We start from the raw sequence: 21603 nt of genomic DNA, 5'->3' as shown, positions 1-21603 counted from the left end.
GACGAGCACAAATTATGAAAAAACTCACCCTAATTTCTTCCGCTGTTGCGTTAGTTTTAAGCTGTTCTGTAACAGCAAAAATTACGCCTGAACAGGCTGCAAGACTAGGCAATGATTTAACGCCTCTCGGTGCTGAAAAAGCCGCTAATGCTGATGGTTCAATTCCAGCCTGGTCTGGCGGTATTACGTCAGCACCAGCAGGCTACACTGTTGGCATGCACCATCCAGATCCTTTTTCAGACGATAAGGTTTTGATGGCAATTGATAAATCCAACTTTGCTGAGTATAAAACCTTCCTAAGTCCGGGACAGATAAAACTGTTTGAAATTTATCCTGATACCTACAAGATGAATATTTATCAGTCACGGCGTACTGCTTCTTACCCGCAGTATGTTTATGATGCGACCAAAACTATTGCCACTAAAGCTGAGTTAGTTGAAGGTGGTAACGGCATAGTTAATGCCGCTATTGGTATACCGTTTCCTATCCCGCAAAATGGTTTAGAAGCGATTTGGAACCATCTATTACGTTTTCGCGGTGTTGCAGCCAGCCGAAATGGTGGGCAGGCAGCGCCAACAGCGACAGGTGCATTTACGATTATCGGTTTTGATGAACAAATTATGTTCAAATATTCTGATCCTAAAGCCACACCTGAAGCCTTAACCGAAGAAAACATTCTGTTTAGGTTTAAGCAGGCTGTTACAGCACCTGCACGTTTAGCTGGTACGGCATTGTTAGTGCATGAAACAATGGACCAGATTAAAACACCGCGCCAGGCGTGGACATACAATACGGGGCAGCGTCGGGTTCGTCGGGCACCAAACGTAGCCTATGATGCGCCAGGTACGGCGTCTGACGGTCTGCGTACTACAGATGACTTTGATATGTTTAACGGCTCACCAGACCGTTATAATTGGACACTGGTTGGTAAACAAGAACTGTATATCCCGTATAACAGTTATAAGTTACATAGCAGTGATGTTAAGTACGATGATTTATTAATGGCAGGACATGTAAATCCTGAATATGTACGTTGGGAAAAACATCGAGTTTGGGTTGTTGAAGCGAAACTTAAAGATGATACCCGTCATGTTTATGGCAAACGCGTGTTTTATATTGATGAAGATAGCTGGCAAATTCACATAGCAGACTTATATGACAACCGCGATGAGTTATATCGTGTTGCAGTTGCACATGGTTTGAATTACTTTGAAGTGCCTACGCATTGGAGTACGCTTGAGGTGTACCACGACTTAAATTCACGTCGCTATATTGCTATTGGTTTAGACAACGAAGATAAAATGTATAATTTTGGCGTTGATCTTACCGATGCGGACTTCACTCCTGCAGCACTGCGTCGTGAAGGGACGCGGTAGCACATCGCAGCTATAATGACGGTTGGCCAAGTGCCAACCGTTTTTATTTTTAACCTTTTACCGAGTAAATAATTTAAGTATGCGTAGAACAATTATTTGTCTGACAGCCATACACGCTATGTTTTTTGCTACAACAGTCGCCGCTGAGACTGTTGATAACCAGCCGCAAACATCAGATATCGCTATTTTGGCTGAAAAAGCGTTGCTAACGGATATTACGGCGATTGGCGATCAAATTTTAGTAGCAGTTGGCGAGCGTGGTCACATTTTGCGTAGTCAGGATGCAAAAAATTGGGTGCAGGCTACGGTGCCTGTCCAGGCTAATTTAAACAGCGTCTATTTTGTTAACAAGCAGCAGGGGTGGGCGGTAGGACATGATGCCAGTATTTTAGCTACTCAGGATGGCGGTGTCAGTTGGCAGCTACAACACTTCGCACCGCAGGTCGATAAACCCCTGTTTGATGTTTATTTTTTTGATAGTCAGCATGGTATTGCTGTTGGCGCATATGGCTTGTTTTATCGAACGACTGATAGTGGCAAAAACTGGCAAAAAGAGTTTCATCCAGAAGTATTGTCTGAAGACGATCAAGATTATTTGCAGCAGCTGCAAGAGTCAGATGAACAAATGTATGAAACTGAGCTTGGCGCAATTTTACCTCATTTTAATCGCCTGTATGCTGACGGCAACGTGTTATACATGGCTGGTGAGGCCGGCTTTGTTGCTAAAAGTATTGATAACGGCTTAAGTTGGCTGCGATTAGATGAATTTTATAACGGTTCGTTGTTTGATATTACCCGCACCACACAAATGAGTTTATTAACTGTGGGATTGCGCGGCCACGCGTTTATCAGTGATGACCAAGGCATGAATTGGCAACAAGTTGCATTAACGGAGTCGGCAACATTTAATAGCGCATTTTCAGATGCTTCGGGTCGGCAATATTTGGTAGGAAATGCAGGCGTGTTATTGGTTAGCGACAAAACAGGCAAAACCTATACTGATTATTCCCAGCCAGATGGTAAAGCCATAGTAAACGGCCTGATTTGGCAAGGTCAGCTGATACTGGTTACCAAAGTGGGTATTAAAACGATTAATCTGAGTGAATTAAATTAAAATGAGTGTTAATAGACTGGTTAATAAATTTGAGTACGCTTTGTTCCGGCATCGTACTTTGGTCATTATTGCGTTTGTGGCGGCAACGATTTTTCTGTTAATGAAAGCCACCACCATTAAACTTGATGCCGCGTTCACTAAAAATATTCCCCTGCAACATCAATATATGCAAACCTATCTGCGCCATGCACAGGATTTCGGTGGGGCAAATAACATTCTGGTGTCTTTGTGTGACCAAAACGGTGATATTTTTAACGAAGGATTTTTTGATACCTTCCGTAAAGCACATGACGAGTTGTTGTATACCTCAGGTGTTAACCGTGTGCTGGTTAAATCACTGTTTAGTCCTAGTACGCGTTTTGTTGAAGTGGTTGAAGATGGTTTTGCTGGAGGCCCTGTAATACCTGCCGACTTTGTTGCTAATGCAGCAGGTCTGGCCAAGGTGAAAGAAAATACCGAAAAGGCTGGTATTGTTGGCCGAATGGTAGCTGATGACTACAGCTGTGCAATGATTTCAGCTCAACTACTTGATGTTGACCCTGAAACAGGTAAACAAATCGACACGATTGGCTTTGCCAACACGCTAGAGCAGAACGTTCGTGGCAAATATCAATCCGACACCATCAGTGTGCACATTATTGGCTTTGCCAAGATGGTAGGCGATGTTGCTGAGGGTGCCAAAGGCGTGCTGGTATTTTTTGCCATCGCCATTGCAGTGACGTCAATAATGGTATTTTTCTTTTGCCGCTCGTTAATGTTAACGGTACTGCCTATTGCATGCTCGCTCATTGCGGTGATCTGGCAAATGGGTTTGTTGTCTGTAATGGGCTTTGGTATTGATCCAATGTCAATTTTGGTACCGTTTTTGGTATTTGCTATCGGTGTAAGCCATGGCGTGCAGATGATTAACTCAACCGGAAAGCGTGTTGCTGCGGGCATGGATGCTAAAACGGCTGCCCAGGCTAGTTTCCGTAAACTGCTGGTACCGGGTGGCGTTGCTTTACTGTCTGATACCGTTGGTTTTTTAACACTACTTATTATTGAAATTGGGGTTATTCGTGAATTGGCGATTACCGCAAGTTTAGGAGTGGCCGTTATCATTTTGACCAACCTTATTCTGTTACCTGTACTGATGTCTTTTGTGCGTTTTAGTAAAAGTTATAAAGAACGTGCCAGCGCACCTTCACCTAAAATAGACAAGGTCTGGTATGGCTTATCCGCATTTGCCACACGTAAATATGCTGCAGTCATATTGATAATTACAGCTGCATTGTTCGCCTTTGGTTATATGCAAAGCCAACAGTTAAAAATTGGTGACTTGCATGCCGGTGCACCTGCACTGCATGAAAATTCGCGTTATAACCAAGATACCTTTTTAATAACCGACCGCTACGCCATCTCTGTTGATTACTTAAATGTGATGGTGGAAACCATTCCTAGCGCCTGTACTGAACACAGTATCATGGCAAAGGTTGATCGCTTTCAATGGTTAATGGAAAACGTCGAAGGGGTACAATCAACTGTTTCGTTGGCTTCGGTATCGAAATCAATTAATGCAGCATTTAACGAAGGTAATGTGAAATGGCGTGTTTTGCCTCGCAATACGCAGAGCTTGGTGCAGGCATCTTCTCGTGTTGAAACCAGTACGGGCTTGTTAAATGCAGATTGCTCTGTCATGCCGGTCATTCTGTTTTTACAAGACCATAAAGCACAAACGATAGAACGTGTAGTTGCTGCTGCGAAGAAATATGGTAGTGAATTGGGAGATGAGCAGACACAGTTTATGCTGGCATCAGGGCCTGTTGGCGTAATGGCGGCTACCAATGAAGCGGTTGCAGAAGCGCAGCAGCCAATGATGTGGTATGTATACGGTGCTGTTATTATTCTTTGCCTACTTAGCTTCCGTTCAATGCGAGCTACCATTTCCGTTATTTTGCCGCTGTATGTAGTGTCGGTATTAGCAACAGCCTTAATGACCTGGTTGCAGATAGGCCTTACTGTATCAACCTTGCCCGTTATTGCGCTTGGCGTGGGTATTGGTGTTGATTACGGTATCTATATATTATCGAATATGTCTCAGATGCTGCGTGACGGTACCGGCGCTCGTCAGGCTTATTATGAAGCGCTGAAAGAACGTGGCAGTGCTGTGTTGTTTACGGGTATTACGTTAGCCATTGGAGTAAGTACCTGGGTGTTTTCAGCACTGAAGTTTCAGGTTGATATGGGCATTCTGCTGACATTTATGTTTATCGTAAATATGTTAGGTGCCATTGTCGTGTTGCCTGCGTTGGCTGCTTTTTTATGGCGTAAAGATTAATTTATTTTTTGCATGAATAAACACGAAAATGGCCGAAAGGCCATTTTCTATTTACGGCAGATGAATAAGTTGTCATAGCCTTTAGAAATCACTGGTTTAACCAGCACAAAAGCCAAAAATAGTGCTCGAAAAGCGCTACAATAGACACTACACTGCGCACCTGACACGCTCTGGTTTTGTTCGGTAGCGCCTGCTGTAATAAGCAGTGACTGCAAAAAGGATACAATAATGGCACTGATAGACGGTCAACCTTCTGTACTACTACAAAATGTTAATAAACTTATAAAACAAAAAGTAAAAGATCAGGTTCCGCTGATCGAGAAATTTGCTAATACCCTTTACGGCAATATGTCTAATGAAGACTTAGTCGGACGCAATGACAGTGATCTGTATGGCGCAGCCCTTAGCTTGTGGCAAACGTTTAATAGTCACGGTGAGCCTGGCGCTAAAATACGCGTATTTAATCCTGAAATTGCAAAATATGGCTGGGAATCCAAACATACTATTGTTGAAATAGTTGTACAGGATATGCCATTTTTGGTTGACTCAGTGCGTATGGCATTAAGCCGTCAAAGTATTACGGCACACTTATTACTGCATTACCCACTGCAGACAGAGCGTGATAAAAAGCATCAAATTATCGACTTCTTTAAACTGGGTAGTAAAGCTAAAGCCAGCATCCAGCAAACTGTATTTCACATTGAGATTGACCGTTTAAGTAGCGAAGCCGCAATACAGGCGTTGACGGATGAGTTGCACTCAGTAATGGAAGATGTGTCACTTGCCGTGCAAGACTGGCAGCCAGCACGAGACAAACTGCAGCAAGTTGTTAAAGACTTAGCTAAGCAGGCTGGCAAGGCGGCGGCTGAGGAAGTAGAGCAAGCCAAAGAATTTTTAAACTGGTTGGCGAAAGATAACTTTACGCTATTGGGCTATCGCGAGTATACGATAAGCCCGGTTGAAGGTGATTATAAAATCAGTGGCATCGATAGCAGCTCACTGGGTTTAATGCGACGTTCTGCTGCTCGTGATTTATTGTTATCTGAACTGCCAGAGTCAGGCCGTATTCAGGCGATAAACAATGCTTTATTAATCTTGACTAAAACGAACAACAAATCACGAGTTCACCGGCCGGCATACATCGACTATGTCGGCGTTAAGAAATTCGGTAAAGATGGCAAGGTGATAGGCGAAGATCGCTTTATCGGTCTTTACTCCTCATCGCTATATAACAACAGTGCCGGTGATATTCCCTTACTGAAAAGTAAGCTCGCCAGTGTTATGCACATGTCTGAGTTTGCAACGGGCACCCATGCTTATAAAGCGTTATTGAATATTCTGGAAACGTATCCACGTGATGAATTAATTCAGTCAACTGCGGATGAGTTACTGCATGTAGCAATGGGTGTACTGCAAATGCAGGAACGAGATATGACCCGACTGTTTATGCGTAAAGACAGCTTCGGTCGCTTTGTTACTGCCATGGTTTATGTTCCGCGTGAGCGCTATAACACTCAGCTTCGCAAAGACACTCAGGCCATCTTACAACGTGCATTGGGTAGTAATGAGCCGGTAGAATTTACTACTTATTTTTCTGAATCTGTGTTGGCTCGTACCCATTATTTAGTACGGATCAGCGATAGCCATGTTGAGTATAAAGTGAAAGATATTGAACGTAATTTGGTAGAAGCGGCCCGTACCTGGGAAGATAAATTAGAAAGTGCGTTACTTGGAGTTTATGGTGAAGCCCGTGGCCGAGAGTTAATTAGCAAGTACGTAAATGCATTTCCACGCAGCTATAAAGAAGAGATGCTGCCAAATGACGCCCTGGTTGATATTGGCAAGCTGGAATCGCTGAACGACGATCACAAGCTCGAAATGCTTTTTTACCGGCCTCAAGAAGAAAAACCTGACAGCAAAGCCGTGCGGTTGAACTTATTCCATAAAGATCATCCTATTCATTTATCAGACGTGCTGCCAATGTTGGAAAACTTTGGACTACGGGTAATCGGTGAAACCCCTTATGCTATTAAGTGTGCTGACGGCTCAATAAGCTGGGTACTAAATTTTGCCATGGAGCTTAACTTTGCTGTGCCGGCAGATTTTGAAGCGGCGCAACAATCGTTTCAGGACTCGTTTGCAAAAGTATGGAATGGTCAACTCGAAGACGATGGGTTTAACCGACTGATATTAAGCGCGGGTTTAACTGGGCGTGAAGCGTCTCTGTTACGCGCGTTTGCAAAATACAAACGTCAGATAGGCGGAACTTTTAGCCAAACTTATGTTGAAAATACTTTTTCACGCTACGCCGATTTAGCCAATTTATTGGTGCAATTGTTTAACAGCAAATTTGACCCTAAATCTAAAGCGACAGCAAAAAGTATTGAGAAACTGGAAGAGCAAATTAGTTCTTCATTAGAAAATGTTGCTAACCTGGATGATGACCGTATTGTTCGTCGTTTTGTCGACATGATTAATGCGACGTTACGGACTAACTATTTCCAGAAGTCAGCCACCGGTGCGGATAAGCCGTATATCTCTTTCAAGATTAAGTCAGACTTAATCCCGGATATGCCGCTACCTATACCTATGTTCGAAATTTTCGTTTACTCACCACGAGTTGAAGGCGTGCATCTACGCTTTGGTAAAGTTGCCCGTGGTGGTTTGCGTTGGTCAGATCGTCGCGAAGACTTCCGTACAGAAGTACTGGGTTTAGTTAAAGCTCAAACGGTTAAAAATACGGTTATTGTTCCGACAGGCTCTAAAGGCGGCTTTGTCTGTAAAAAATTACCAGAAACGGGTGGTAGAGACGCTTTCGTTAATGAAGGTAAAGAGTGTTACCGTACTTTTATACGCGGCTTACTTGATGTTACCGACAATATTGTTCAGGGGGCTGTAGTTCCACCTCAAGATGTTGTTCGTCACGATGAAGATGACCCTTATTTGGTGGTTGCTGCCGACAAAGGTACAGCGACTTTCTCTGATATATCTAACGGTATATCAGAAGAATATGGTTTCTGGATGGGCGATGCATTTGCTTCAGGCGGTTCAAACGGCTACGACCATAAAAAAATGGGTATTACTGCCCGTGGTGGTTGGGAGTCAGTAAAACGCCACTTCCGTGAAGTGGGTATTAACTGCCAGACAACAGACTTTACTTGTGTTGGTATTGGTGACATGGCTGGCGATGTTTTTGGTAACGGTATGCTGCTATCCAAGCATATTCGCCTGCAGGTGGCATTTAACCACATGCATATTTTTATTGACCCTAATCCAGATTCAGCCAGTAGTTGGGATGAACGTAACCGTTTATTTAATCTGCCGACATCAACCTGGGATGATTACAATAAGGCGTTAATTTCTGATGGCGGCGGTATTTTCTTACGCAGTGCCAAAGCGATTAAGCTATCACCTCAAATGAAAGAAATGTTAGGTTCTACTAAAGCCAGCATGACACCAAACGAGCTGATACGTGAAGCCTTGATGATGCAGGTTGATTTGATTTGGAATGGCGGTATTGGTACCTATGTTAAAGCAACCAATGAAAGCCATGCCGAAGTCGGCGATAGGGGTTCAGAGCCACTGCGCGTTAACGGTAGAGATCTTAAAGCTAAAGTTATTGGTGAAGGTGGTAACTTAGGTGCCACACAACGTGGTCGTATTGAATTTGCCATGAACGGTGGTTTGGTTAATACCGACTTTGTCGATAACGTTGGCGGTGTTACCTGTTCAGATAACGAAGTTAACATTAAGATTTTGCTGAATACATTAGTTGCAGCAGGCGACTTAACGCTGAAACAGCGTAATAAGTTATTGCTCGATATGACAGATGATGTCACGGCGATCGTATTAAAAGACTGTTATCGTCAAACACAGAGCATTAGTATTTCATCATTGCTAGGTGGTGAGCAGTTAAAAGAATATACCCGCTTTATTCATACATTGGAAAAAGAAGGCAAGCTGAATCGTGAGCTGGAGTTTTTACCAACGGATGATGAACTGGCCGAACGTATGGCAAAGGGGCAGGGACTAACACGCCCAGAGCTGTCGATCCTAACTGCCTATGGCAAAATGGTATTGAAAGAGCGATTGGTATTACCAGAAATATTCGAAAATGAGTATTTTAAGCGTCAGCTTTTTGCCAACTTCCCGCAAATGTTGCAAGACAAATATGCAGCAGAGATGGAAAACCATCCGTTAAAAGCGGAAATTATTGCCACTAAACTAGCCAATATGTTGGTAAATGAAATGGGGCCTAATTTTACGCAACGTATGCAGGAAGAGACCGGTGCCGGTGTCGGTGAAGTGACATTATGCTATGCCATCGCACGTGATTTGTTCGACTTATCGGCTATGTGGCGAAAATTAGAGCAGTTGGATAATGTTATTCCTGCTGCTTTACAAACCAAATTGTTGCATCAATTGCGTCGGACAATGCGCCGTGCGACCCGTTGGTTCTTGCGTCATCGTAACAAGGCATTAGATATCCAACAGACGGTTGATTTCTTCAAACCGGCTTATCAGCAGTTATCTGAGTCGTTAGGTAGCTACTTAGCTCCTTCAGAAGCAGAACAGTTGCAGCAAAAACAAGCGGCACTGGTTGAGCAAGAGGTTCCGGAAGATATTGCTCAGTACTTAGCCCAATTAAGTACCGTGTTCTCAGTGATGGATATTGCTCAGGTAGCAGATACTGAAAAAATGGCATTGCCCATTGTGTCTGAAATCTACTTTAAATTGGGTGATAAGCTGGATCTGCATTGGTTCCTTGAGCAAATTACCAACCAACCGGTAGCAAATCACTGGCAAGCACTGGCCCGGGCGTCGTATCGTGAAGAGCTTGATTGGCAACAACGCGCCTTATCTGCGGTTGTTGTTCGTAGCTGCGATAAGAAATGTGCCGCAGACGAAGCTGTTACCAGTTGGGTAAATGCTAATGACGCGTTATTAGAGCGCTGGCGTTTGATGTTGTCTGAGTTTAAAACAACGAAGAGCCATGAATTTGCTAAGTTCTCTGTTGCACTGCGTGAATTAATGCTGCTAAGTCACCACTGCGACCCTGTAAAATAATGTTCTAAGTGGCTACAATACCCCGGCAACACCGGGGTATTTTTTTGTTTATAAAAGGCACGCTATGTTTTATCCAATTGCACAAAAATTAATGTTCGCCTGTGATGCTGAGTGGTCACATAATTTTGCTCTGGGCAGTCTAAAACATCTGGCACATACGCCTTTGGCTGGCTTGTGGCGTCAACATGTTCCCGCTAAACCTTTGACCGTTGCAGGGATCCGGTTTAACAATCCACTGGGCTTAGCGGCCGGGCTGGACAAAAATGCCGAGTGTATCGACGCCTTTAGCCAAATGGGTTTCGGCTTTATTGAGGTGGGAACAGTGACACCAAAACCACAGCTAGGCAACGATAAGCCACGTATTTTTCGTTTGCCACAGTCTGAGGCCATTATTAACCGTATGGGGTTTAATAACAAAGGTGTCGATTATCTGGTTAATAACGTAAAAAATGCCCGCTATAAAGGTGTTTTAGGTATCAATATTGGTAAAAATAAAGATACGCCAAATGAGCAGGGCAAGGATGATTACATCCACTGCATGCGTAAAGTGTATGCCCACGCCAGCTACATTACTGTAAATATCTCCTCACCAAACACTCCGGGTTTGCGTGATCTACAGTTTGGCGATGCACTGCTTGATTTACTGCAAAGTGTGAAAAATGAACAACTCGATTTGCAGGCGCAGCAGGATAAATATGTTCCTGTTTTTGTTAAAATAGCTCCTGATATGGATTTGGTAGCCGTTAATCAGGTCGCCGAAACCTTAATTAAAAGCCAAATGGACGGCGTTATTGCGACCAACACCACATTAGATCGCCAAGATGTACAAGGCCAACGTTATGCGGGTGAAGCGGGTGGTTTAAGTGGTTTACCGGTACGTGCAAAAAGCACCGAAGTGTTACGTCAATTGCGCGCAGCGGTTGGCAGTGCAATGCCTATTATTGGTGTCGGCGGTATTAATGATGCGGACTCAGCAAAAGAGAAACTTGCAGCTGGTGCCAATTTATTACAAGTGTATACTGGCTTTATTTATCGTGGACCCGAAATGGTTAAGCAGATCATTACTAGCTTATAATGATCAATAGCTGATCTGGGTATTTTAGAACAAAACAATCTTTAACATTTTGATCAGCTTAGTGTAATTATTAAAACGTCTAATAAATAAACAACATATTTCAAGCAGGGATTTGCATGCTTAGGCCATCGGAGCACTGGAACTGGATTTACTGTAGTACTAAAGACCGTTTGTTACTGGATATCAGTGATGAGGCTCAGTTTTGCTCACCTTTTACCAGTTCACAATTAGCTTGTAAGCCTACCCAACAGCCGTTATCTATGGCTGAAGCTCAGGCATTTTGGCAAATTGATGACAGTTTGCAGCAGCTTGAAATGCCAGCGGCAGTTCGTTTAGAGTTATGTTTAACAGCACTTTGTGCCCCCTATTTACAACAGCAAGCTCATAAAAGTTGGTATTTCCAGCAAGGAGCGGATTGTTCGGCTAAACCCTTTGAATTGGTGATGTTGAGAGGCCTAAGCGGCCAATATGCTTTGGTATTATCTTCAGAGACAGATTGCGTAACTTGTTTGCTATTAGGTGATATCAGTACGCTTTCAGGTAAGCAGTTAAAACGGCTTCAGGTTATTCGTGTCTTACGCAATAGGATCAGCCCGCTTAAATTAGATATTCCCTTTAGGCATACTGCCTGAAATTCACAATGCTTTATTTCACTTCGTTACAGATCCGACTACACTAGCGACAATTTTTTGTAGTGGAACCGTGCAATGTCTGCCATCGATAATTTATCTGCTCAGTGCGAGCCATTTTTTCAGTTACTGCAATCGGCTATACATGAGCAGCAGTTGGTTAAGTTGGTATTGAGTAAATACCATGGCGATGAAGCGATAAAACAGTTACAGGTACGGCCTGTCGAGTTAAAACAACAATGGCAACTGTGCTTTACCTACAAATACCAAACGCAGGACATAACGCACAACTTTGACGCTAACGCGGCTATCAGTGAAATCAGACAGCTTCTAGGCCATAAGTACAGTGCAGCCAATCTGTTTGCCCTCCAGAATGAAGCGCAATTAACCTTCAGTAAAAAAGGCAAGGTGTTGTTCCAGCAAAAAAAGCTATCACAACCCGTTAGCCTATCTGCGATGGAACACAACCGGGAAAAGCAGCGCTATCTCACACTGCAACGGCCCTTTTTACAAGCGCTGGGGGTAACCGATGCCGGGCAGCAATTAGTCCCTTCCATGTCAAGAAAATGGAAACAAATTAATAAATTTATTGAGATTTTTTCCACTGCAGTAAAAGACACCGGTTTAAGTCAGCGCCAGCAATTGCATGTCGCTGATTTTGGCTCAGGAAAGGCCTATTTAACCTTTGCAATGCACGATTACCTTTGTAACACCTTGGGTTTAGAGGCAAAAGTAACCGGTGTGGAGCTAAGGCAGAACCTGGTAGATTTATGCAATAACACCGCAACGCAACTTGGCCTTAACGGAATTGATTTTGAGCAAGGTGACGTAAAGCACTTTAAAGCACGTGGTATTAACGTGATGATTGCACTACATGCCTGTGATATTGCGACTGACTATGCCATCCATATGGGTATTGCTACCGGTGCAGAAATTATTATGTGCTCGCCGTGCTGCCATAAACAAATTCGACCACAGATGAAAATGCCTGATGTACTGGCGCCGATGTTAGCGCATGGTATTCACCTGGGGCAAGAAGCAGAAATGGTCACCGATAGCCTTAGAGCATTGCTGCTGGAAGCATTTGGTTATCACACCAAAGTATTTGAATTTGTGTCACTTGAGCATACCAGTAAAAACAAGATGATCTTAGCGACAAAGGCTAAGAACAAACCGGATAAAGCTAAAATTTTAAAACAAGTTGATGAGATTAAAAATTTTTACGGGATTAAGCAGCACTTTCTCGAAGGCCTGCTCGATGCTGAAAATTCAATATTGTAAGCTTTGTTATCCAATACGACAGGATCAAATATGTTTACGCCGGTAATATTGGCGGGAGGTACGGGAAGCCGGTTATGGCCGTTATCACGTAGTCATTTTCCCAAACAGTTTCTGCAACTCGACGACAAGCACACCCTGTTGCAGCAGACGATATTAAGATTAGGCGGCTTAGCGCACGCCAAGCCATTGTTTATTTGTCATGAAGAGCACCGGTTCGTTGCCGCCGAGCAAATAAGACAACTTAATTTAAAACAGGTTGATATCTTGTTAGAACCAGCAGGGCGCAACACCGCACCAGCTATAGCATTAGCTGCCATGCGTGTCGCGGCCCAAGGTAACGCAAATGCGTTACTGCTGGTGCAACCGGCAGATCATGTTATTGCGGATGTTAAGAATTTTCAGCAGGTAATACGCCAGGCATGCTCTTATGCTGAAGAAGGCTATTTAGTCACCTTCGGTATCGTGCCTACGTCAGCAGAAACAGGTTACGGCTATATCAGGCGAGCGGCTGCTGTTGCAAATGCTTTTAGTGTTTGCCAGTTTGTTGAAAAGCCGGATTTTAATACCGCTAAACACTATGTTCAAACGGGTGAGTATTATTGGAATAGCGGCATTTTCATGTTTCGTGCTGATGTTTATTTAGATCAACTTAAACAGTTTAGACCTGACATCTATGCGTGTTGCCAAGCGGCTATAGCTGAGCAGGTTACCGATTTAGACTTTATTCGAATCAACACTGAGGCATTTTTAGCCTGCCCGGCTGAGTCTGTCGACTATGCCATTATGGAGCACACAGCAAAGGCAGTTGTGCTGCCGCTTGATGCTGGCTGGAGTGATGTTGGCGGTTACAATACGCTGTGGCAATACCAAAGCAAAGATGATCATAACAATGTGATAAAAGGCGATGTCATGACGCTTGATACGCATAATTGCTATTTGCACAGTGACGACAAATTGGTATCGACGCTTGGCGTGCAAGACTTAATCGTGGTCAGTACAAAGGATGCGGTATTAGTTGCCCACAAAGATAAAGCACAACAGATTAAAGAGCTGGTTAATCAACTTGAACAGGCCGGACGTGTGGAAGCAGCATCTCATCGTGTGGTCTATCGGCCATGGGGCATCTACGACTGTGTTGATATGGGAGAGCGATTTAAAGTAAAACGCATTACGGTAAACCCTGGTGCTAAGCTATCGTTGCAAATGCATCATCATCGCGCTGAGCATTGGATAGTCGTTGCCGGTACGGCTTTAGTGACTATTGATGGTGAAAGCCAGTTTATTAGCGAGAATCAGTCGGTGTATATTCCGATAGCGGCAGTTCATGCGCTGGAGAATCCGGGTAAGGTGTCACTTAAATTAATAGAAGTGCAGTCTGGCGCCTATTTAAGTGAAGATGATATTGTGCGGTTTGAAGACAACTACGGTAGAGTATAAGCCGTGTGCAATGCTAGCTTGCTACACGCATCATAAAACCGCCATTCATGTCACGTGCTAATGCTTTTGTTTAAATCGCTGGCATGGTTAAATTTTTGAAAAGGAAAGCACAATGCGTGAGCTGTATATTGCTAATAAAAACTATTCTTCCTGGTCTTTGCGGCCCTGGGTTTTAATGCAGCAACTCCAAATCCCATTTACTGAACAATTGGTCCCGTTTAGTCAGCAAGGTAATTTTGACAAATTTCGCACTTTTTCACCCAGTGGCAAAGTCCCTTGTCTGGTACAAAAAGATCAGGTGGTATGGGACTCGTTGGCCATAGCGGAATTTTTGTATGAAAGCCACAGTAGTGTTTGGCCAAACGACGCTAAAGCACGCGCTTTTGCTCGTTGTGCAGCCGCCGAAATGCACTCTGGCTTTGCGGCACTTCGAAATACCTGTGGCATGAGCTGTGGACATCGTGTGCAACTACACATAGTGTCTACAGCCTTGCAGTTGGATATTGACCGTTTATCTGAATTGTTTGAGCAAGGTATCGCACAGTTTGGAGGGCCTTTTCTGGCCGGAGATACATTTAGTGCGGCAGATGCTTTTTTCGCACCTGTGGCATTTCGCATGCAAAGTTATGATTTAGCCTTCTCTACAGAAGCAAAAAATTACCTAGAAAGACTATTGGCACTGCCATCTATGCAAATTTGGTATCAACAAGCGTTAGCAGAAGTTTGGACCGACGATGCACATGATCAGGAAATTGCCAGTCATGGCAAAATAACAGCTGATTATCGTCAGATAGGCTAACGGCGTAGCTATTGTGGCGCTGATGTGGCAAATTATTCCGCGATAACAAACAACACATTAAATATAATTATAAGGAAGGGAAATGGAAGGCTTTATTAGTGCGCTAAACGGCATTATCTGGAGCCCGGTGCTGATTTATCTGTGCCTTGGTGCTGGTTTATTTTATTCAATTCTTACTCGTTTTGCTCAAGTTCGTCATTTTAAAGAAATGTGCAAACTGTTGCTGAATAACAGCGAGTCGGAAAAAGGGATCTCATCTTTTCAGGCTTTGGCGGTATCACTCTCTGGCCGGGTTGGGGTAGGTAATATTGCTGGTGTGGCAGCCGCTATTGGATTTGGTGGCCCTGGCGCTATTTTTTGGATGTGGGTAGTCGCATTTTTAGGTGCCAGTACGGCTTATGCTGAGTCTACGTTAGGTCAAATATATAAAGTAGAAGAAGATGGCCAGTATCGTGGTGGTCCGGCTTATTATTTTGAGCGCTGCTTAGGTTGGCGCTGGTTGGGTATAATTTTTGCCATTTCGGCCATTATTGGTTGTGGTATTTTCTTACCCGGTGTACAGGCAAATGCGGTCGGTAATGCGGTTACGCAGATTTTTGGTGATGGTAATATGGTCGTCACCAGTTTTGGTGAAGTGGGTACATACAAGCTTATTGCCCTTGCAGTTATTTTGATTGTGTTGGCCTTTATTATCTTTGGTGGTATTAAGCGTATTGCTCATTTTACCCAGATAGTGGTGCCCTTTATGGCGCTTGGCTACATCGTTATGGCACTGATAGTGGTGTTTTTAAACCTGGATAAAGTGCCGGCAATATTTGGGCTTATCTTTAACGATGCTTTTACGGCACAAGCGGGTTTTGGTGCGGCAATTGGTTGGGGCGTAAAACGCGGGATATATTCCAATGAAGCTGGGCAGGGTACAGGCCCTCATGCGGCGGCTGCAGCAGAAGTAGATCACCCGGCACAACAAGGTTTAGTACAAGCGTTTTCAGTTTATGTGGATACTTTATTTGTCTGTACCGCGACAGCACTAATGATTTTAATTACACAGCAATACAACGTGGTGGGTGAATTGCCTGCCGGACAATTTATTGTGCAAAATGTTGATGCTGCCACTGAAATTGGCTCTGCTGCATTTACACAAATGGCACTATTTAGTGTGTTTGGTAATTTTGGCCAAGTGTTTGTAGGTATCGCGCTGTTTTTCTTCGCGTTTACTACAATATTGGCTTACTACTACATTACTGAAACGAATGTGGCGTATTTAAATCGGGTGTTTAATAACAAATTACCTACTATCGTGTTTAAATTATTGCTGATGTTTATGGTGGCTTACGGCACGGTAAATAGTGCTGGCTATATCTGGAATATTGGTGATATTGGTGTAGGTTTAATGGCCTGGGTAAATGTTGTAGGCATATTAACGATATTCTTTATGTATAAACCCACTATGCGCTGTTTACGTGACTACGAAGAACAGAAAAAGGCCGGTGGCCCCATTACCTTTGATCCGGTGAAGCTGGGCATAAAAAATGCGACCTTCTGGGAAAATAAGCTTGCTAAGCAGAATGAGCAGCAAGGTAAATAACGCTGATATCGCATTAATTTACAGACACAAAAAAGGGCTCAATAGAGCCCTTTTTTACTAACAAAATATTACGTTATTTAACTTCTACTATCCTGCAGGTATTCGACGCGCCCACGGTCTCCATTACATCACCGTGCGTCATAATCACCAGATCACCACTTTTTAATCCTGCTTTGTCTTTTATGGCATCAATAGCCGCATCTGCCAATGATTGCCCAGATAATACCGTGCTATCGAAAAACGCCGGATACACACCACGATACAGAGCCATTTTGTTTAGCGTCTTGGTATGGCGTGATAGTGCATATATAGGTTGAGGTGAGGTAATACGAGACATTAATTTTGCGGTATAACCTGACTCAGTTAAGGTGATAATGGCCTTAATACCGTCAAGATGGTTAGCGGCATACATGGCTGATAACGCAATGGTTTCACTGATTTCAGTAAAGGTAACATCCATGCGGTGTTTTGAAATTTGTACGCTAGGGTGCTTTTCAGCGCCATCACATACCCGCGCCATAGCACGCACTGTTTCAGTAGGGTATTTACCTGCCGCCGTTTCTGCAGACAGCATGACAGCATCGGTGCCATCCAATACCGCATTTGCGACGTCCATAACCTCAGCCCGGGTGGGCATAGGGCTTTCAATCATGCTTTCCATCATTTGCGTGGCCGTGATCACAACACGGTTTAACTGACGAGAACGGGCAATAATACGTTTTTGCTGGCCAACTAATTCGGCATCACCAATTTCTACACCTAAATCGCCACGGGCTACCATCACGGCATCAGAAGCTCGAATTATGTCATCCAGCGTCTCATCGTCTGCAACTGCTTCAGCGCGTTCAACTTTAGCCATAATACGCGCCTCCGACCCAGCTGCTATAGCAAGATCGCGAGCCAGACGTAAATCATCGCCACTGCGAGGAAAAGAAACGGCTAAATAATCAACGTCAATTTCTGCTGCAGTTATAATGTCGCGCTTATCTTTATCTGTCAGGGCAGGGGCGGTTAAACCTCCTCCCTGGCGATTAATGCCTTTATTGTTGCTGAGTTTACCGCCTACCGTAACCGTCGTGTAAACGCGCGAGCCTTCAACTCTATCAACTGATAATTGAATTCGGCCGTCATCAAGTAACAACAAATCACCAGGCTCAACATCCTGAGGCAGCTCTTTATAGTCAATACCAACCTGGTGTTCATCACCTTCACCTTTGCCTAGCTCGGCATCCAGTACATAAGGTTGGCCTTCTTCAAGAACCACTGCACCATCTTTAAAAGTGGAAACGCGAATTTTTGGACCCTGCAAATCACCTAATATGGCAACATGTGCACCAAGTTTTGTCGCAGCAGCGCGTACCATGGTGGCACGTTCACGGTGGTCATCCGCACTACCATGCGAGAAGTTTAAACGAAAGACAGATGCTCCAGCCTGGATCAGTTTTTCTATGGATAACTGAGTATTGGTAGCCGGGCCTAGTGTAGCGACGATTTTAGTTCTTCTGTGCATGGTTTATTCCTGCTTGTTGCAAAAGAGGGCGTTTCACGTGGGTTTAGTGTAATGTAATTTTATTACAGAATACAGCCAATGGCTGAATAAAAACGACAGGTTGGTGCAGTGCAACAAGCACTGCATTGTCCATTAATTATTGAAATCTTTTTTATCGAAGCGAGAGCCGCGCAGACTGTCTTTAACTTTCTTTAGGTTTTCACGAAATTTAGTGCCCCGCCGTAATGTAAAACCAGTGGCAAGAATATCAATAAGTACTAGCTGCGCAACCCTTGAAGCCATTGGCATATACATATCAGTATCTTCAGGCACATCCAGCGATAATACTAATGTACATTCTTTGGCAAGTGGGCTGTCGTATGCGGTGATACCAATAACCGTTGCGTCATTCTCACGGGCTATGGCCGCGATGTCACATAAGTTTTTGGTGCGTCCTGTGTGACTAATGCAAACGACAACATCACCTTCAGCACTGTTTATCGCACTCATGCGCTGCATTACAATATCGTCAAAACACACTACAGGAACGTTAAAACGGAAAAATTTGTTTTGAGCATCGTGCGCTACCGACGCAGAAGCACCTAAGCCAAAAAAGGAAATTTTCTTAGCCTGCGTTAAAACATCAACGGCTCTATTTACCGTGTTAATATCAACACGTTGCCTCGCAGTATCTAACGCCGCCATAGTTGATTCAAAAATTTTTGCCGTGTAGGCCTCGGGGCCATCTTCTTCTTCGACATGACGATTAACGTAAGGTGTGCCATTGGCGAGGCTTTGTGCTAAATGCAGTTTAAAGTCAGGAAAGCCTTTAGTATCCAGCCGGCGACAAAAACGATTAACTGTCGGTTCACTTACATCAGCCATTTTTGCTAAGGCCGCTATACTACTGTGTATTGTCGTTTGTGGGTTAGCTAATATAACATCAGCTACTTTTCGCTCTGACTTACTAAAGTTGTTAACGCTAGTAACGATTTTTTCCAGCACGTTCATCCGGTAATTCCTGACTTATTATTCGGTCTATACAGGTTGTAACAAGGTATGTAGCTCTTCAGCACGGTAGTCAAAGTGGTATTAAATTTACCACAAAATGACAGAACCGTTGCTAAGGCTGCCTTATTATATAAGAATAGTCAAAACATTACGCATTCTGTAATTAAATTACATTATATGCGGTTTACAACCCGTTTATGCTGCGATAGTATGGCGTAAGTGTTGTAAAATTACATCTAAATCAAGGGTCAGTTATGACGACAACAGCACAAAATTCAGCATGTGACTTAATTTTATTTGGTACTAAAGGTGATTTAGCGCGGCGCAAACTATTGCCGGCGATGTACCAATTAGAAAAAGCAGATTTACTTTGCACCGAATCACGCATAATCGGTGTTGCGCGCGATGATATGTCGACAGAAGCTTACGCTGAGCTGGTGTTAACCAACCTGAACAAGTTTTTAAAAGAGCCATTGGACAATGACGTTTGGCAGCGTCTGCAACAAAAGCTGGTGTATGTGCAGCTAGACTTGACCAATGAGCAAGATTATAAAAAGCTTTCATCCGTCACTGATATAGCTAAACGCGTGCCGGTAAGCTACTTCGCTACACCTCCATCATTGTTTGGCCCTATTTGTAAAGGTTTGGCCGCTGCAGGTTTGGCTGAAGAGCCAGCTCGCGTGGTGCTGGAAAAGCCTATCGGCCATGATCTTGCCTCTTCAAAAGTAATTAATGATCAAGTGGCGGCATTTTTTAAAGAAAGCCAAATTTATCGTATTGACCACTATTTAGGTAAAGAAACGGTGCTCAATCTGTTGGCACTTCGTTTTGCGAACGCCATTTTTGCTGGTAACTGGGATCATAATTCGATAGATCATGTGCAAATAACTGTTGCAGAGGAAGTTGGTGTAGAAGGGCGTTGGAGTTATTACGACGATGCCGGCCAAATGCGGGACATGGTCCAAAACCACTTATTGCAAGTGTTAACACTTATTGCCATGGAGCCTCCAGCACGGTTAGACGCTGACAGTATTCGTGATGAAAAACTTAAAGTACTAAAAGCACTTCGTAGAATCGACATTAGCAATATTCAGGAGAAAACCGTTCGCGGTCAATATGCCAACGGATTTGTCGCAGGTAAAGCCGCACCTGGCTATCTGGATGAAGAGGGTGCGCGCCCTAACAGTAAAACAGAAACCTTTGTCGCAATTAAGGTTGATATTGATAACTGGCGTTGGGCTGGTGTGCCATTTTATTTGCGAACAGGTAAGCGGATGGCCTCTAAACTTAGCGAAGTTGTGATCTGCTTTAAACCACAGCCGCATAATATTTTTCATGCCACTTACAATCAATTACCTGCTAATAAACTGATCATCCGGCTACAACCTGATGAGGGTGTGGAAATTCAGGTAATGAATAAAATACCTGGTTTGGGTGAACATATGCGGCTACAGGAAAGTAAGCTGGATTTAAGTTTCGATGAAACCTTCAAAGCACAGCGAATTGCTGATGCTTATGAACGCTTGCTGCTTGAAGCCATGTTAGGTAATCAATATTTATTTGTCCGTCGTGACGAAGTAGAACACGCGTGGAAATGGGTGGACGGTATTTTAGATGCTTGGAAAACCAGCAATGAACCGCCAAAGTCTTATCAGGCTGGCAGTTGGGGCCCGGTTGCCGCTATCTCTTTATTAGCACGTGACGAACGGAACTGGGAAGAATAAAGCATGATGGAATTACAACAATTTGCTGACACCAGCGCCTTAAATATCGATTTTGCTAACCGTTTGGTCTCTATTTTACAGCAGGGTATAGAACAACGCGGCGCTGCGTATTTGGTTGTTTCTGGTGGTAAAACTCCGCAAGCCTTATTTAATACGCTAAGTCAGGTCGATTTAGCCTGGGACAAGGTGACGGTGTTGCTGGCTGACGATCGTTGGTTAGACGATAACCAACAAGACTCAAACGAACGTTTGGTCAAAGCCACGTTATTACAACATAAAGCCCAGGCCGCAACATTTGTCAGTTTGTATGCTCAAGGTGCTTCTGCCTTTGAAGGTGTTGCAGAGATATTGCCGCGGGTGAGTGGTTTGCCTCAGTTTGATGCTGTGATATTGGGTATGGGAGAAGATGGCCACACAGCATCATTGTTTCCTTGCAGTGCACAAATTAGTGCTGGGTTGGCTTTAGATGCTCCTGCGGTATTGGCAGTTGAACCTAAAACCGCCCCCTATCAGCGTATGTCGCTAAGTTTACCGCGCTTGTTAAATAGCCGACATCTGTTTTTACATCTGGTGGGAAGTAACAAATTAGCGGTGTTAAACAAAGCGATGGCAGAGCAAGACGCGCTTGCTATGCCGATACGAGCATTTTTACATCATCCCGTAGCGCACGTTACGGTGATGTATAGCGAAAACTAG

Annotated in this window: 14 protein-coding genes; 12 read left to right on the top strand and 2 right to left on the bottom strand. The window is 43.8% G+C overall.

Translation table 11 applies throughout. The features are described 5' to 3' along the window. Window positions 1-14 precede the first annotated feature (14 nt). The 10 genes from H595_RS0104460 to H595_RS0104410 all read left to right on the top strand — a co-directional run bounded on the left by H595_RS0104460 (window position 15) and on the right by H595_RS0104410 (window position 16683). Window positions 15-1376, top strand: coding sequence for a DUF1329 domain-containing protein (locus H595_RS0104460; RefSeq protein ID WP_037053671.1), 1362 nt, complete (start codon window positions 15-17; stop codon window positions 1374-1376). A 79-nt stretch (window positions 1377-1455) separates the two neighbouring features. Continuing rightward, window positions 1456-2490 (top strand): WD40/YVTN/BNR-like repeat-containing protein, encoded by a 1035-nt coding sequence (locus H595_RS0104455; RefSeq protein ID WP_027670116.1) that lies wholly within the window; start codon window positions 1456-1458, stop codon window positions 2488-2490. Between the two features lies 1 nt (window position 2491). Continuing rightward, a complete protein-coding gene (locus H595_RS0104450; RefSeq protein ID WP_027670115.1) occupies window positions 2492-4807 on the top strand; it encodes an efflux RND transporter permease subunit in 2316 nt (771 codons plus the stop codon). A 228-nt stretch (window positions 4808-5035) separates the two neighbouring features. After that, window positions 5036-9874 (top strand): NAD-glutamate dehydrogenase, encoded by a 4839-nt coding sequence (locus H595_RS0104440; RefSeq protein ID WP_027670114.1) that lies wholly within the window; start codon window positions 5036-5038, stop codon window positions 9872-9874. Window positions 9875-9938: 64 nt separating this feature from the next. Beyond that, window positions 9939-10949 (top strand): quinone-dependent dihydroorotate dehydrogenase, encoded by a 1011-nt coding sequence (gene pyrD / locus H595_RS0104435; protein ID WP_027670113.1) that lies wholly within the window; start codon window positions 9939-9941, stop codon window positions 10947-10949. Window positions 10950-11065: 116 nt separating this feature from the next. Continuing rightward, window positions 11066-11581 (top strand): cell division protein ZapC domain-containing protein, encoded by a 516-nt coding sequence (locus tag H595_RS0104430; protein ID WP_027670112.1) that lies wholly within the window; start codon window positions 11066-11068, stop codon window positions 11579-11581. A 75-nt stretch (window positions 11582-11656) separates the two neighbouring features. Beyond that, entirely contained in the window at window positions 11657-12859 is a 1203-nt protein-coding gene (locus H595_RS0104425; RefSeq protein WP_027670111.1) for a class I SAM-dependent methyltransferase, read from the top strand. A gap of 30 nt (window positions 12860-12889) precedes the next feature. Next, window positions 12890-14296 carry a mannose-1-phosphate guanylyltransferase/mannose-6-phosphate isomerase gene (locus H595_RS0104420; protein WP_027670110.1) on the top strand — a complete coding sequence of 469 codons (1407 nt, stop codon included), beginning with the start codon at window positions 12890-12892 and terminating at the stop codon, window positions 14294-14296. A 112-nt stretch (window positions 14297-14408) separates the two neighbouring features. Then, window positions 14409-15095 (top strand): glutathione S-transferase family protein, encoded by a 687-nt coding sequence (locus H595_RS0104415; RefSeq protein WP_027670109.1) that lies wholly within the window; start codon window positions 14409-14411, stop codon window positions 15093-15095. A gap of 82 nt (window positions 15096-15177) precedes the next feature. Beyond that, window positions 15178-16683, top strand: coding sequence for an alanine/glycine:cation symporter family protein (locus tag H595_RS0104410; RefSeq protein ID WP_027670108.1), 1506 nt, complete (start codon window positions 15178-15180; stop codon window positions 16681-16683). Between the two features lie 73 nt (window positions 16684-16756). Here the strand turns inward: H595_RS0104410 and pyk are convergent, their stop codons facing one another. Continuing rightward, window positions 16757-18193 carry a pyruvate kinase gene (gene pyk, locus H595_RS0104405; protein WP_027670107.1) on the bottom strand — a complete coding sequence of 479 codons (1437 nt, stop codon included), beginning with the start codon at window positions 18191-18193 and terminating at the stop codon, window positions 16757-16759. 132 nt (window positions 18194-18325) lie between these two features. After that, window positions 18326-19183: a MurR/RpiR family transcriptional regulator gene (locus H595_RS0104400; RefSeq protein WP_027670106.1), complete on the bottom strand. Its 858-nt coding sequence runs from the start codon at window positions 19181-19183 to the stop codon at window positions 18326-18328. 254 nt (window positions 19184-19437) lie between these two features. Here H595_RS0104400 and zwf point away from each other — a divergent pair, with 254 nt between their 5' ends. Together zwf and pgl are read left to right on the top strand one after the other, a co-directional pair. Beyond that, window positions 19438-20907, top strand: coding sequence for a glucose-6-phosphate dehydrogenase (gene zwf / locus H595_RS0104395; protein ID WP_027670105.1), 1470 nt, complete (start codon window positions 19438-19440; stop codon window positions 20905-20907). Between the two features lie 3 nt (window positions 20908-20910). Beyond that, entirely contained in the window at window positions 20911-21603 is a 693-nt protein-coding gene (pgl, locus tag H595_RS0104390) for a 6-phosphogluconolactonase (protein WP_205623169.1), read from the top strand.

It is taken from the genome of Rheinheimera baltica DSM 14885 (genome assembly GCF_000425345.1).
GTDB lineage: Bacteria > Pseudomonadota > Gammaproteobacteria > Enterobacterales > Alteromonadaceae > Alishewanella > Alishewanella baltica.
Note: the sequence above shows the minus strand (reverse complement) of the source record. Positions and strands in the feature narration are given on the sequence as shown.